The sequence below is a fragment of the Pseudomonas sp. PA15(2017) genome (assembly GCF_001945395.1).
Lineage (GTDB): Bacteria > Pseudomonadota > Gammaproteobacteria > Pseudomonadales > Pseudomonadaceae > Aquipseudomonas.
This window is the reverse complement of sequence record NZ_MSXV01000021.1, coordinates 1-13,716: the sequence shown is the minus strand read 5'-3', so window position 1 is coordinate 13,716 and position 13,716 is coordinate 1. Positions and strand designations below refer to the sequence as shown.

General features: G+C 64.9%; 9 protein-coding genes. 3 read left to right on the top strand and 6 right to left on the bottom strand.

Annotated elements, in window-relative coordinates:
* Positions 1 to 3: 3 nt before the first annotated feature.
* Both pfkB and ptsP read right to left on the bottom strand, forming a co-directional pair.
* A complete protein-coding gene (gene pfkB / locus BVH03_RS07800) occupies positions 4 to 939 on the bottom strand; it encodes a 1-phosphofructokinase (RefSeq protein WP_075960639.1) in 936 nt (311 codons plus the stop codon).
* Positions 939 to 3,812, bottom strand: a complete 2,874-nt coding sequence (gene ptsP / locus BVH03_RS07795; protein WP_075960638.1) for a phosphoenolpyruvate--protein phosphotransferase — start codon at positions 3,810 to 3,812, stop codon at positions 939 to 941. Before ptsP ends, pfkB begins: the two co-directional genes overlap by 1 nt.
* A 151-nt stretch (positions 3,813 to 3,963) precedes the next feature.
* Between ptsP and cra the strand changes: the two genes are divergently transcribed.
* On the top strand, positions 3,964 to 4,953 hold the full coding sequence (cra, locus tag BVH03_RS07790) for a catabolite repressor/activator (RefSeq protein WP_075960637.1): 990 nt from the start codon (positions 3,964 to 3,966) through the stop codon (positions 4,951 to 4,953).
* 248 nt (positions 4,954 to 5,201) lie between these two features.
* Here the strand turns inward: cra and BVH03_RS07785 are convergent, their stop codons facing one another.
* Positions 5,202 to 7,253, bottom strand: coding sequence for an AsmA family protein (locus tag BVH03_RS07785; RefSeq protein ID WP_075960636.1), 2,052 nt, complete (start codon positions 7,251 to 7,253; stop codon positions 5,202 to 5,204).
* A gap of 142 nt (positions 7,254 to 7,395) precedes the next feature.
* On the opposite strand from BVH03_RS07785, the gene BVH03_RS07780 reads away from it, so the two are divergent.
* Positions 7,396 to 8,178, top strand: coding sequence for a TatD family hydrolase (locus tag BVH03_RS07780; RefSeq protein WP_075960635.1), 783 nt, complete (start codon positions 7,396 to 7,398; stop codon positions 8,176 to 8,178).
* Between the two features lie 419 nt (positions 8,179 to 8,597).
* Here the strand turns inward: BVH03_RS07780 and ampE are convergent, their stop codons facing one another.
* From ampE to BVH03_RS07765, 3 genes are all read right to left on the bottom strand, one after another.
* Positions 8,598 to 9,434, bottom strand: a complete 837-nt coding sequence (gene ampE, locus BVH03_RS07775) for a regulatory signaling modulator protein AmpE (protein WP_075960634.1) — start codon at positions 9,432 to 9,434, stop codon at positions 8,598 to 8,600.
* Positions 9,431 to 9,994 carry a 1,6-anhydro-N-acetylmuramyl-L-alanine amidase AmpD gene (ampD, locus tag BVH03_RS07770; RefSeq protein WP_075960633.1) on the bottom strand — a complete coding sequence of 188 codons (564 nt, stop codon included), beginning with the start codon at positions 9,992 to 9,994 and terminating at the stop codon, positions 9,431 to 9,433. The genes ampE and ampD overlap by 4 nt, the downstream gene beginning before the upstream one ends.
* Positions 9,995 to 10,140: 146 nt before the next feature.
* On the bottom strand, positions 10,141 to 12,438 hold the full coding sequence (locus BVH03_RS07765) for a DUF1631 domain-containing protein (RefSeq protein ID WP_075960632.1): 2,298 nt from the start codon (positions 12,436 to 12,438) through the stop codon (positions 10,141 to 10,143).
* Between the two features lie 290 nt (positions 12,439 to 12,728).
* Between BVH03_RS07765 and nadC the strand changes: the two genes are divergently transcribed.
* Positions 12,729 to 13,577: a carboxylating nicotinate-nucleotide diphosphorylase gene (gene nadC / locus BVH03_RS07760; RefSeq protein ID WP_075960631.1), complete on the top strand. Its 849-nt coding sequence runs from the start codon at positions 12,729 to 12,731 to the stop codon at positions 13,575 to 13,577.
* The last annotated feature ends 139 nt before the right edge of the window (positions 13,578 to 13,716 follow it).

Here is a 13,716-nt window from a genome sequence, read left to right as displayed (position 1 = left end):
TAATTATTGTTTCGACGTGACAGTCACGCCCGCCTCCAGGCGGGCGAGCTGTTGCCGATCGTGAATTCCGAAACCGATTTGCGTGACCGCCTGGGCGGCGACCGCCGTTGCCAGACGCAGGGTGCGCTCGACTGGCCAGCCGCTCAGCAACCCGTGCAGGGTGGCGGCGAGCAGCGAATCACCGGCGCCCACCGTGCTGGCTACGTCCACACGCGGCGGCTGGGCATTGAGCACACCGTGGGGGCCGAACCAGTCGGCACCTTGCGAGCCGCGCGAGAGCAGCACGTGCTCGACCCCAGCGGCGCGCAGCTTGCCGATGGCGGCGTCGAGCCGTTCGGGCGAAGCCGGCTCCAGCTCGCAAGCCTCGGCCAGTTCTTCCTCGTTGGGCTTGATCAGCCAGGGACTGGTGGCCAGACCGGCACGCAGCGCCGCGCCGCTGGTATCCAGCGCAACCGGCAGGCCGAGTGCCGTCAGGCGACGCAGCAAGGCGGCGAACCATTCGGTGGTCACCCCGCGCGGCAGGCTGCCAGCGACAACCACCGCATCGTGGCCAGCGGCAATGTCGTCCAGTTGGGCGAGCAACTGCGCCTGATGTGCCGAATCCACTTCGGGGCCGGGCCCGTTGAGATCGGTGATACGCCCGTCACGCTCGGCGAGCTTGATATTGCTGCGGGTTTCCCCCGGTACGCGCACGAAGGCGTCGATAAAGCCGCGGCGGTGCATCAGGTGTTCGAACGGCCCCGCATTGGCCTGGCCGAGAAAACCACTGACCGTGACCTTGTGGCCAAGATCGGCCAGCACCTGCGCCACATTGAGGCCCTTGCCTGCCGCATGGCTGGTCATGCCCAGGCTACGGTTGACGTTGCCGGTCTGCAGGGTATCCAGGCTGACGGTCAGGTCCAGTGCCGGGTTGAGGGTCAGGGTAAGAATCCGCGCCATCACTGCGCCTCCTCGACCAACGCACGGACTGCCGCGGCACTGGGCAGCAGCAGCGCCTGTTGGGCCTGGGCCTGGCAATGCTGCAGATCCAGCTCACGTACCCGCGCCTTGACCAGCGGGATGCTACGCGCAGCCACGCTCAGCTCGTCGACGCCCAGGCCCACCAGCAGCGGCACCGCGAGCATGTCGGCCGCCAGCTCACCGCATACGCCAACCCACTTGCCTTCGGCGTGGGCGGCTTCGACAGTCATGCCGATCAGGCGCAGCACCGACGGGTGCACGCCGTCGGCCTGGGCCGAGAGCGTCGGATGGCCACGGTCGATGGCCAGCGTGTACTGCGTCAGGTCGTTGGTGCCGATGCTGAAGAAGTCCACTTCGCGGGCCAGCACGGGCGCCAGCAACGCTGCGGACGGCACCTCGATCATGATGCCCAGTTGCAGGTCGTTCAGCGGAATCTCGCTGCGCAGCTTTTCGACCATTTCTCGCGCCGCACGCCACTCCTCGACCTGCCCGACCATCGGAAACATGATGCGCAGAGGGCGACCTTCAGCGGCCTGCAGCAGGGCGCGCAGCTGGGTTTCCATGATCTCCGGGCGCTGCAGGGTCAGGCGAATGCCGCGCACCCCCAGAAAGGGGTTTTCCTCTTCAGGCATTGGCCAGTACGGCAGCGGCTTGTCACCACCGACATCCAGGGTGCGCACCACCAGCGGCCGGCCTTGCAGGGCGTCGAAGACGCGCCGGTACTCGGCTTCCTGGGCGGCGACGTCGGGCGCCTGGCCGTGATTCATGAACACCAGCTCGGTACGCAGCAGCCCCACCGCTTCGGCGCCCAGTTCCACCGCGCCGGCCGCCTCGCCACTGGCACCGATGTTCACGGCGACCTCGACGGCATGCCCGTCGCGGGTGTGCGCCGGTTGCAGACGCTCGCCATGGGCGCGCTCGCGGCGCTGCTCGCTGGCCTGCCGCTCGCGTTCGGCCTGGGCCTGGGTCGTCTCGTCCGGCTGCACCCAAAGCTGGCCGCGGTCGCCGTCGAGCAGCAAGGCCGTACTCTGTTCCAGCAACAGCAGGCTTTCACCGGCGCCGACCACACAGGGAATGCCCAGCGCACGGGCGATGATCGCGCTGTGGGCGGTCGCCCCACCGCGGGCGGTAACGATGCCGGCCACGCGCTGGCGGTCCAGGCTGGCGACGCCCGAAGGGCCGACTTCGCCCATCACCAGAATGTAGGGTTCGACAGGCTCTTGCGGCGCTTCGACGCCGCACAGGTGGGCCAATACCCGACGACCGACGTCACGCAGATCGGCGGCCCGCTCGGCCAGCAGGGCGTCGTGCAGGGATTCCTGCTGCGCGGCGGCCGCTTCGATCTCACCAATCCAGGCGGCCTGGGCGCTGGCACCGCTGGCCAGGCGCGCGTCGACATCCTCGCGCAGCGCCGGGTCGCGGAGCATCGCCTGATGGGTCACGAAGATGTCCCTGATACTGGCCTCGTCGCTGCGCTCGACCAGCCGCTGGATCTCGCCGTCAATGTGTTGCAACGCCTGATCCAGACGCTGGCGCTCGGCCGCGACGCCTGCGCCGCGTTCGGGATACTCGAGGCGCGGCATGCGCCGCACGAAGGCCGGGCCATTGGCGATGCCCGGCGAGGCCGCCACGGCATGCACACGCGAACCGGCGACCGGTGCGACGACGGTTTCCTTGGTACGCGATTCGACGACGGGCTCGGCAGCGTTCTCGACCTGCTCGGGCAGCGGCTCGACGTCTTCACCCAGGCCAGCGCGGACCGCCGCCTCGATGGCCGACAGTGCCTGCTCGGCGATGGCCGGGTCGGCGCTGAACTCCAGCACCTGGCCACGACGTGCGCCGAGGGCCAGCAACTTGCTCAGGCTCTTGGCCGATACCGTGGCCGCTGAACCATCGGCCAGACGTACGCGAACTTCACCGTCAAAACCCTGGGCGATTTCGCTAAGCGTTTTCGCCGGCCGGGCATGCAGACCGTGGGCGTTGGCCAGGGTAATGCGCAAGCTCGGCCAGTCGGCCGGCAGCTCGGCGCCCAGCGCCTCGAGCACACCGCGGCTGCTGGTGGCCTGGGTGAGCACCTCGCCCTGCCCGGCGATCAGCAGGTCGCAGAGTCGCTCGAGCACCTGGCGATGGCCTTCACCCAGACAGGCCAGGCAGAACAGACCGGCTACCGGCTGGTCGCCACGCTGCAGCGGCTGCGCGGGAGTGACGAAGGCCAGGCCCGGGCGCTCGACGCCCCGCTCGCTGCTCAGCCACCACAAGCCATTGCCCAGCGGCAGCGGCTCAGCCTGCACCAGGCTGGCCGCGTAACCGGCGCCCGCGCAACCGGCCTTCTTCAGCAGGCGTGCGCCCTGCCAGGTCAACTCATCGAGATCTTCGGCCTCGACGCCCAGGCCGACCAGTTGTGCATCCAGCGCCAGCTCCGGCGCCGCACCCTGCAACAGGCCGAGAATCGCCTCGGCATCCTGGGCCTCGCGCAGCGCCTGACTCAGGTCGCCCTCGCCCAGCGCGCGAGTGAGCAGTTGCAGCAGGTGCAGGTGTTCGTCGGAGCGCGCCGCGATGGCGATCGCCAGGTAAACCCGCTGGCCATCACCCCAATCCACACCCTCGGGAAACTGGATCAGCCGCATGCCGGTCTCGAACACCTGGTCGCGGGTTTCCGGGGTGCCGTGGGGAATGGCGATGCCCTGCCCCAGGTAGGTCGACCCCTGGCGTTCACGCGCCTGCATGCCATCCAGATAGCCGGCCGCTACCAGGCCATCGGCCAGCAGATTCTCGGCAAGCAGGGCCAGCGCCTGCTGCTTGTCGACAGCCTGGCGGCCCATCTCGATTTGCGAAGGGTGTAGTTCGAGCATGACGCTTCTCCTCAAGCAAGACCGGCTGCAGGCGGGCTTGGCGGACATTCTTGTTAGCTTAGTCGACTCGTTTGCTGAATCGTTTCATCTAGCACTGGCACGTTACCTGATTATGGGTAATCCTTGAAGGCCTGGCAGAGGAGACAGCCATTTGAAGTTGACCGATATTGCCCGCCTGGCCGGCGTTTCACTGACCACGGCCAGCTATGTGATCAATGGCCAGGCCGCCAAGCGGCGTATCAGCGCGGCCACCATCCAGCGCGTGCTCAAGGTCGTGGAAGCGCACGACTATCGCCCCAACACCCAGGCCGCCGGCCTGCGCCGGGGGGAAAGCCGCTGCCTGGGGTTCATCCTCCCGGACCTGGAAAACCCCAGCTACGCGCGGCTCGCCAAGCTGCTCGAACAGCGCGCGCGGGCAGCCGGTTACCAGTTGCTGATCGCCAGCTCCGACGACCAGCCAGACAGCGAGCGGCAATTGCTGGAACTGTTTCGCTCGCGGCGCTGCGATGCGCTGATCGTCGCCAGTTGCCTGCCCCAGGACGCCGCCGATTACCGCCAGCTGGTAGCTGCCGGCACGCCAGTGATCGCCGTCGACCGCGCCCTGGACCCCGAGCACCTGTATTCGGTGGTCAGCGATGACCGCCAGGCCGGCGAGCAGCTGACCCGCAGCCTGGTGCAACAGGGCCAACGCCATGCCGCCCTGATCGGCGCTCGATTGGAGTTGCCGATCAGCCAAGCCCGTGAACAGGGTTTTCGGGATGCGCTGGCCGGCGTCGGTGGGCTGGTGAGCGTCAGCCACGCCGAGCAATTCAGCCGCCAGTGGGGCTACCGGCAAATGAAGCAACTGCTGGCCAGCGATGGCCTGCCAGACGTGCTGGTCACCACCGCTTACGTACTACTGGAGGGCGTGCTCGATGCGTTGCACGAGCATCCGGAGCTGGATACCCGCACCTTGCGCCTTGGCACCTTCGGTGATGCGCAGCTGCTGGACTTCCTGCCAATTCGCGTGAACGCCATTTCCCAGCAACACGAGCGTATTGCCGAGCGGGTCTTCGACCGTCTGCTGGACGCCCTGGACGGCAGCTACCACCCGGGCCTGGATGCCATCGAGCGGGGTCTGAAAATTCGCTTCAAGCCCTAGGCAGGCCTTTCAGCCGGAGGCCTTACGCGCAGCCCTCAGCGCCTGTTCAAAATCTTGTGTGCGCACGAAGCGGCAACTACAAGGCAGAACAAGCCATCCAGCGAATTCGTGGGAGCGGCTTTAGCCGCGAGTTTTTTATCAGGGCAGACAAAGAACTCGCGGCTAGAGCCCCTCCCACAAAAGAGCAGCGCTCCATGTCCGCTCCCGCTACTGGGCTACCAAAATCGATGAACCCGGGCTTAACGATCTCAGCGCCCCTGGCGAATCTGCTGCAGCAGCGGTTCGCACTCATTGGGCTGATCGCCACTGGGGGCGACCAGTGCCACCAGGCCGGCGGCGGGTGCGACCAGCGCGCCCAGGGCCAGCATGCCGGCGCCACGCAGCACCAGCGGCCCAGCCTTCACACCAGGGTTGGGGTTCTTGAAAGTGCCGCGCACATAGAGCGGCGAACGCAACGAGAAGATCCGCAAACCCTTGGACTCGGGAGTGATGGTCAGGTCGAGCTGCTCGCTGCCGAAATTCACCGTGCCGTCCACGCCGATCAGCGCGTTCTCGGTGTCGATCACCATCAGTTGCGGGCGCATCACGCCTTGCTTGATGTCGAGGTTGGCGGCCGCGCAGTTGATCTCCACCTCGTTGTCGCCAAACAGTCGCCCGACCAGATAATTGCCGACGTTCAAGCCGGCGATCTCCATCAGGTTACGGCTGACCCGACCGTCGTTGATCAGCAGTTTGACGTGCCCATCGGCGCTACCCAGCAGCGTCGCTACCGAGTTGCCGGTGCCGCTGATGGCGGCATCGCCATTCAAGGCGCCAAGGCTGCTTTGCATGACCTCGACATTGGGGAACAGCTGGCGCAGACGGAAATTACGCGCGCTCAGCTGGGCGCGAGCGCGAAGCGGTGTGGCGCTGCCGTCCAGGCGCACTGTGGATTCCAGCCGACCACCCGCCACGCCAAAGCGTAACGGCTCCAGGCTGAGGTTGCCGTTGTCGAGCACCACATGGGTGAACAGGTCGGTAAAGGGCAGTTGCTCGCTGTGCACGATACGCTTGCCGGTGAAGCTGACGTCGGCGTCCATGTCGCGCCAACGCTCGGTGCGAAATTCCTCCACGGGCAGCACCTTGTTGCCGGGCTGAACGCTGGCCGCGCCCCGCTCCTTCTTCTCGGCATTGGAATCGGCGCCGATCAGCGGCGCCAGATCGGCGAAGCGTAGCTGGTTGGACACCAGCGCTCCGGAGAGCTTCGGTCGCGGCTTGTGAGCCACGAAGGTGAGATCCCCGTGGATGTCGCTTTCGCCGATATGGCCATTGAATTTTTCGTAGCGAAACAGCGGGCCATCCGGGTCCTGCAATTGAGCAACCAGTCGCCCGTCGGTGGAATAGGCCGGCGTATCGGGCAGCGTGACGCCGGTCAGCGGGTGCAGGTTACCAAGGCTGGCGCCAGACAGCCGCAGACGCAGATCCAGGGCGCCCAGCTTCTTCGGGTCGGTCAGGGTGCCGGCTACCTGCACCCGCGTGGTGCCGGCGCGCACATCGGCCTGCACCGGGAATGGCAAGCGGGCATCCTGCAATGCCAGCAAACCACCGATGCGGCCATTGCCGCTCAGAGCCTGACCTTTGTAACGGCCCTTGGCCTGCCAGGCAAACGCGTAATCCTGAGGCTGCGCGGCGCCCTCCTCGGCCTGGTTGGCCGCCTTGCCGACGATCTCGGCAAAGGCGATGGGCTCGCCGAGCGGCTCGACCTGCAGATTGACGCTGGCCTGGGAAACCTGATCGTCGGCGCTGACCCGTGCCCTGTCGAAGCCGATGGTGCCGATATCCATCACCCAGGGCGAAGCGCTTTCTTCTTCCGGCTGCTCCTGCTCACCGAGATCGAAGGTCCAATTGGCGCGCCCGTCGGCCAAGCGCTCCAGCACGGCATCGGCGCCGGTCAATTGGATGCGCGGGATGGATACGGTTTTCCACAGCAGCGGCACGGGCGACAGGCTGGCTTCGACCCGCTCGAGATAGACGAAGCGCTCACCCTTGGCCCACTCGGGGTTGCCCAGGCTGAGCTGTTCGGCGGACACGTGAGGCCAGGGCACCCAGGCACGAAGGCCGGGCTCGTCAGGCTCGCGCTGCCAGGTGACGGCCAGATCGCCCTCGATCGCGAAGGGGCGATTGAGGGCTTCGGAAACCCGCGCATTGATGGTGGGCTTGAGCAGGTTCCAGTCGAACAGCACCAGAAAAAGCATCAGGGCTGCGATCAGTAGCAGGAGACTGGCAAGGCACCAGCCGAGTATCTTGCGAAGACGCATCATGCGGCGGCCCCTTTTTTATCGGCGATCCCCACAATCACCGTCCCTGATGGTTCGACTGGCTAATGCCGAGAATGACTCACAGAATGTTGTCATGCAGGGTTACAAACCTGCTGCCCTTACAACCTCGACCCCTGGCGGGCCCATGCAACTGATCGACACCCACACCCATTTGGACTTTCCCGACTTCGATGAAGATCGCCCTCGCGTGCTCGCCGAGGCCCGCGCGCTGGGCGTCGAGAAGCTGGTGATTCTGGGTGTCGAGCATGACAACTGGCAGCGCCTTTGGGATCAGGTGCTGGCGCACGATGGACTGTATGCGGCCTTCGGCCTGCATCCGGTCTATCTGGACAGCCACCGGCCAGAGGACATGCAACGACTCGAGCAGTGGCTGCTGGAGCGGCAAGGCCACGAAAGGCTCTGCGCGATAGGCGAATTCGGCCTGGATTACTACTTGCCTGAACTGGACCGCGAGCGCCAGCAAATGCTCTTCGAAGCACAACTGGCACTGGCCGAGCGCCTCGAACTGCCGGTGCTGCTGCATGTCCGGCGCGCCCATGCCCAGGTGATCGCCGCGCTGAAGCGGTTCAAGCTGCGCCGTGCCGGCATCATCCACGCGTTCGCTGGCAGCTACGAGGAGGCCCGCGAGTACCTGAAGCTGGGCTTCAAACTGGGTTTGGGCGGCGCGGCCACCTGGCCTCAGGCCAAGCGCCTGCGCCAGGTCATCCCGCGCCTGCCACTCGACGCCGTGGTACTGGAGACCGATTCACCGGACATGGCGCCGGCCATGCACCCGCACGTCCGCAACAGCCCGATTCACCTGCCGGCGATCTGCCGCGAGCTTGCCACACTACTCGCGATCGAACCCGAGGCGCTGGCCGCCGCCAGCAGCCGCAATGCGGCCGAGCTGTTCGGCTGGCGTCATTAGAATCTTTTCACGATCTCGCGAGCTAGCGCGATCCAAGGGCCGGGCGCCCCCGCAAAAAACGAGCGAGGAAGCGGACTGGGCTCGCAGGCGAGTTTACAAGTAGTAAATGTCGCTCGCCCTTCGCGCCGCGCTAAAGCGCGTTAGTTGCAGGCGGTTTTCCGACTGGGCTGGCGATCCAGCTTGCGCTAACGCAGGAGCGCCGACGCGCAGCAGTTCGTGTGCAGGTTCTTGATCTTGCAGGCGCATGAAGCGGCAACTACGAGGCAGAAGCAGACATCGTTGCTTCACTTGTGGGAACGGGCCGTGCCCGTGATTTTTCGCGGGCATGGCCCGTTCCCACAAATACCCCGCCGATGTCCGCTCACGCCATTTAGCCGGCGAAATCGCCGAGCCTGGGCTTGACGATTATGAACAGGTTCCTAGAAGAACAGCGTCCATAGGGCGATGGCGGCGTACCAGAGGATGGCCGTACGTACCAGCAACTGCCAGAGGCCGTCGAGCGTCGTCACCCCTGCCTCGCCCAGTGCCGGCTCCGGGGTTTCGGCGGCGGCCCGCGCCGCACCGGCAGCCAGCTGTGCAGCGGAGATATCCCAGCTCAGCACTTCGTGCAGCAGCGCGCGACTGACCGCGATGAAGTTGCCGACCAGCGCGAAGCTGGCCGCCAATACCCGTACCGGCAACCAGTCGAAGGCATGCCGCAGCTGACCGGCGCGCTCACGCAGGGCCTCCGACTGGCCGTTCTCGACGATCAGCGCCAGCAGGCGGTAGGCCAGCGCGGCCAGCGGCCCCAGCAGCACGTACCAGAAGATCACCGCGAAGAAACTCTGGTAGGCCTGCCAGACCAGGTAGGTCTGCACGTTCGGCAACAGCTTCGCCTCGCCGTCGGCCTGCACGCCCAGATCACGCTGTGCGACCAGGAATGCCGCCTCGCCGTCACCACGCCGCCAACTGTCACGAAACGGGCCCAACGCAGCGAGCAGATCGCCACGACCCAGGCTGTAGATCACCACGAGAAGATGGACCGGTAACAGCAGCCAACCGTAGGCCAGGGGCGCCAGCAATTTCAGCACCGCGGCCAGAATCAGCAGTGGCACCCCGACCAGCAGCGCGATGGCAAGCCACGGCGAGTCGCTGGTGGTACCGCCGCGCTCCATCCGAGCCAGGGCGCGCAGCCAGGGTTCATCGTGCTGGATTCGCTGACGCCAGGCGGAAAACTTCTCCACCCACAGCACCAGCAACAACACCAGGAAACTCATGATGCCTCCTTATCAGTCATCAGTGACGAGCGCAGCCGCGCCCAGTCGAATGCCGGCCCAGGGTCGGTCTTGCGGCCCGGCGCGATATCGCTGTGCCCACAGATACGCGCAACGCTAATGGCCGGATAGGCCTGCTGCAGCGCGCGCGCCAATTGCGTCAGGGCAGCGTACTGCGCATCCGTGAACGGTAGATGATCAGTGCCCTCGAGCTCGATGCCCAGGGAGAAATCGTTGCAGTTCTCGCGCCCCTCGAAGCAGGACACGCCGGCGTGCCAGGCCCGGTCCAGGCACGACACGAACTGCACGGTGGTGCCGTCGCGTTCGATCAGAAAGTGCGCGGAAACCGTCATGCTGGCGATCCCCGCGAAGTACGGGTGCGCGTCGGCCTGCAGACAGTTGGTGAAGAACGCCTGCACCTGACCGGTACCGAATTGCCCCGGCGGCAGGCTGATGTTGTGAATGACCAATAGGGAAATCTCGCCCTGCGGACGCTCGTTGAAGTTGGGCGAAGGACAGTGCTGAATCCCCTGATACCAGCCGTCTTCGAGTTGCTTGCGCATAGGTGCTCCCCGAGAGAGCGGACACTCTAGGGTTTGTTGATGTTTCAGCGCAAGTCGTGGCACGGCGCGCGGCCTTTTGCAGCAGCCAGAACGACTCACGGCCCTGACGGGCCGTGAGAAAAGGAACGATCAGCGCGAAGCGGCTTTCAAGCGCCCTTGAGCCGGCGCAGGTTGCCGATCACCGATTCCAGGGCGCGGTCGAAGAGCAGCGCATCGTCGAGCAGTCGCACCGCATTGCGGCGGAATTCCACGGCCAGACCCATGCGGGTCTTTTCGAGCACTTTCATACCGGTCCGGTTGACGAAGATGTACTTGCCGGTAGATTTGATGATCGCCGCCAGCTTGCAGCGCAGCTTGTGCTCGTCGTCTTCCTGGAATTCGACCCAGCTGCCGACGCGCAGGGCATCGACGTGCAGCAACGATGCATCGTCGGCGGCCAGCACCGGTTCGTCCTGCGGCTCGCTACGCGGTTGCCCTGGTGCTTCGAGCACGATCTCCTCGACGATCTCGACCATCGCCGAGATGCTGCTCTCCTCTTCCGGCTGCAGGTCGAGCAATGGCAGCTCGATACCAACAGCGGAAAGCGCCGAGCGCTGCACTTCATCGGACTCGGTCGGCGCCGGGCGCTCGACATCGGGAATGGCCCGCTTGAAGCGCTGGAAGGCCTGTACGTGCAAGGCTTCCAGCTGGCTGAAGAATTCACTGGTGGAGAACGGGTCGAACGCCGCGCTGGCCATGCCTTCACGCAGCGCCTTGAGCAGGCCGGGCACCAACTCCAGCAGGCGCAGACGTGCTTCCGGGTTGTCGTGGGGCTCCACGCTCCAGATCAGCTCGTCCATGGTAGCGAGGCTGTTCTGCCACTGCTCGGAATCGGTGCCGTGCTTGAGACAGGTCAGCATCATGACCTTGCTCCAGGCCTCGCGCAGCAGACGCACGACCACCTCGGGCAGCGTTCTGCCAAGCAGCCGCTCGTTCAGCGCCTGCTCCACCTCGCGGCGGGCCATCTCGGCACGCGCGCTGCCCTCTTCGGCGTCGCGGGTGCGCTGTTCGAGCAGCTCGCTGCGGCGGCGTTCGTCACCGGTGAAGGCCAGGAAGTCGGCCAGCAGTTCGGAGAAGATCGCCGGGTCATCGGTGAAATCGTTGAGCAGACGCTGCACGACCTGCTCGATCTTCTGATAGAGGCTGTCGCGCTGATTGCTGTCGTGGTCGCCCCAGCCGAGCGCGGCGGTGGCGATTTCGTTGAGCAGGCGGCGTGCCGGATGGCTGCCGCGGCTGAAAAACGTCTTGTCGAGCACCGCAACCTTGAGCATGGGAATCTGCAGACGGGCGATCAGCGCCTTCAGCGAATCCGGCAGGCTGCGGTCGTCGAGAATGAACTCGAACAACATCGACACCAGATTGATGACGTCTTCATCGACCTCGCCAACCACCCGCACGCGACCACTCTTGGCACTGGCACGGGTCAGCAGGTGTTCGAGCTGGGCACGCAGGTCGACATCCGACGGCGCCTGGATCGGCGCACGCTGTTGCAGATGAGACAGAAGGCGCATCAGGTCGTTGGTGGAAATCGGCATCGCGTTGGCGGGCGCCTGGCGCCGCGGCGCAATGCCCTCACGGGTTTGCGACAGCAGCTCCTGCAGCGCGCCGAATACCTCGCGCACTTCGTCCTCGCCAAACCCGGCGGAGCGCTCGAAGCCATCGACCGAATCACTGCGCTCGGAGCGGCCTTGAGAGGAAGCGCGACGGGCGGGCGCTGTTTTCAGCTCTGGCAGCACGCCAGCCTCGATCAGCACACCGTTGGCGTCGGTATACAGCTGTTCGAGGCTGCTGAGCACGTATTTCTCGAACAGTTTGAGAATGATCAGCTTGACCTTGATTTCCACACCCAGGCCGCTGCACGACTCAAGGAACAGCTCGCTGAGCGATACCGGGCCGAGGGGATTGGACTTGTCGTCGAGTTTCTTGCTGACGACGGCATTCAGGCGCGTGGTCAGGTGGGTGAGCGCGACATGGTCGCGGCTGAGCACCTTGGCGATCATGGAATCCAGCGCGACGGTTTCTTCCAACTCGTCGTTCTGCACCAGCGAGAGGCTGTCGAAGGACACCGCATCCAGAGTCGCAGGTTTGCCGACCACGTACTGGTTGAGGCTGGCGAACGACTCGAATACACGCTGCAGGAAACCACGCTCGATCCCTTTGCGCTTGAGGCGCAGGTCACGCATGGCTTCAAAAAAGGCGTTTTGCTCGGCATTGCTGGTGGCACGGTCGGCCATGTCGAACAGGGTGTCGTCGGCATTGTCGAACAATGCCTGCAGCGCCTGCTTGAGCTGGTTGGCGGCGCGGTCACGAACCTGAATGAGCGATGCAGGCAGCCGGGCAGCCGCGGGCTGGGCCGTCTCAGGAACCATCTTGTTCAGATGCACTACGTTGGCATCGTTCTTCATCAAGATCTCCTGCGCAGAGCGCTGGTGAAGCAAACTGAAACAGGAATGCGGGCACCGCTTCAACGTCAAGGGTATGACGTCAATACTTCTGTATTAAAACATATCGGATTGCTGCTGGAGATACCAAAGCAATTTCCTGCAGATATGAAATGCATCACAGGCCGCCCGACCGGGCCGCCGGCGAACTGCGCATGTGACCAATCGCTATAGCCAGGGTTCATTTTTACCCGATGAACGTACGGTGGCGGTCACAGCCCTTATAATCGCCGCCTCAGCCAATCGGAGGCTCCATGCCGAACTTACTGCTCCCTGAGCTTCGCGCCGAAATCGAGGCCAACGTCCGTCGCAGCCTGCGCGAAGACATCGGCAGCGGGGACATCACCGCCCAATTGATTCCCGAAGCACGCCTGGCCAATGCTACCGTGATCACCCGCGACCGCGCGGTGATCTGCGGCACAGCCTGGGTCGACGAGGTATTTCGCCAGCTCGATGCGAGGGTTGCCGTGCACTGGCAGGTGCAGGACGGCCAGCAGGCTGAACCCAATCAGCCGCTGTTCCACCTCGAAGGGCCGGCCCGGGCGCTGCTCAGTGGTGAGCGCACCGCGCTGAATTTCCTGCAGACGCTGTCGGCCGTCGCCACCCGCTGCCAGCATTACGCCAACCTGGTACAAGGCACCGGCGTGAAGCTGCTCGACACCCGCAAGACCCTGCCCGGCCTGCGCCTGGCGCAGAAGTACGCGGTGACTCAGGGCGGCTGCCACAACCACCGCATCGGGCTGTTCGATGCCTTCCTGATCAAGGAAAACCATATCGCGGCTTGCGGCGGCATCGCGGCAGCAGTGACCAGCGCGCGGTCCATCGCGCCGGGCAAGCCGGTCGAAGTGGAAGTGGAAAGTCTGGACGAACTGCAGCAGGCCCTTGCGGCCGGTGCCGACATCGTCATGCTCGACGAGCTGTCCCTGGACGACATGCGCCAAGCCGTCGCCATTACCGCTGGGCGTGCCAAACTGGAGGCCTCGGGCGGAATCAACGACAGCACCCTGCGCGGCATCGCCGAAACCGGGGTGGATTACATCTCCATCGGCACCCTGACCAAGGACGTCAAGGCGGTGGATCTGTCGATGCGCCTGGCGCTGTAACCCCCCCCAAAAAAAACGGCGCCCTCGCAGACTGTGTGAAAACCTAGCAGTCCGAGGGTGAGTTGAAGACAATGCCTCTATCGGTTGATAGGGGCATTGTCGTTTATGGGTTATATCCAGGGCGAAGGTCGCGGGCAAA

Coding starts and splice junctions, on each gene's coding strand:
- pfkB (WP_075960639.1), bottom strand. CDS start 939: ATGGCGCGGATTCTTACCCTGACCCTCAACCCGGCACTGGACCTGACC.
- ptsP (WP_075960638.1), bottom strand. CDS start 3,812: ATGCTCGAACTACACCCTTCGCAAATCGAGATGGGCCGCCAGGCTGTC.
- BVH03_RS07785 (WP_075960636.1), bottom strand. CDS start 7,253: ATGATGCGTCTTCGCAAGATACTCGGCTGGTGCCTTGCCAGTCTCCTG.
- BVH03_RS07780 (WP_075960635.1), top strand. CDS start 7,396: ATGCAACTGATCGACACCCACACCCATTTGGACTTTCCCGACTTCGAT.
- ampE (WP_075960634.1), bottom strand. CDS start 9,434: ATGAGTTTCCTGGTGTTGTTGCTGGTGCTGTGGGTGGAGAAGTTTTCC.
- ampD (WP_075960633.1), bottom strand. CDS start 9,994: ATGCGCAAGCAACTCGAAGACGGCTGGTATCAGGGGATTCAGCACTGT.
- BVH03_RS07765 (WP_075960632.1), bottom strand. CDS start 12,438: ATGAAGAACGATGCCAACGTAGTGCATCTGAACAAGATGGTTCCTGAG.
- nadC (WP_075960631.1), top strand. CDS start 12,729: ATGCCGAACTTACTGCTCCCTGAGCTTCGCGCCGAAATCGAGGCCAAC.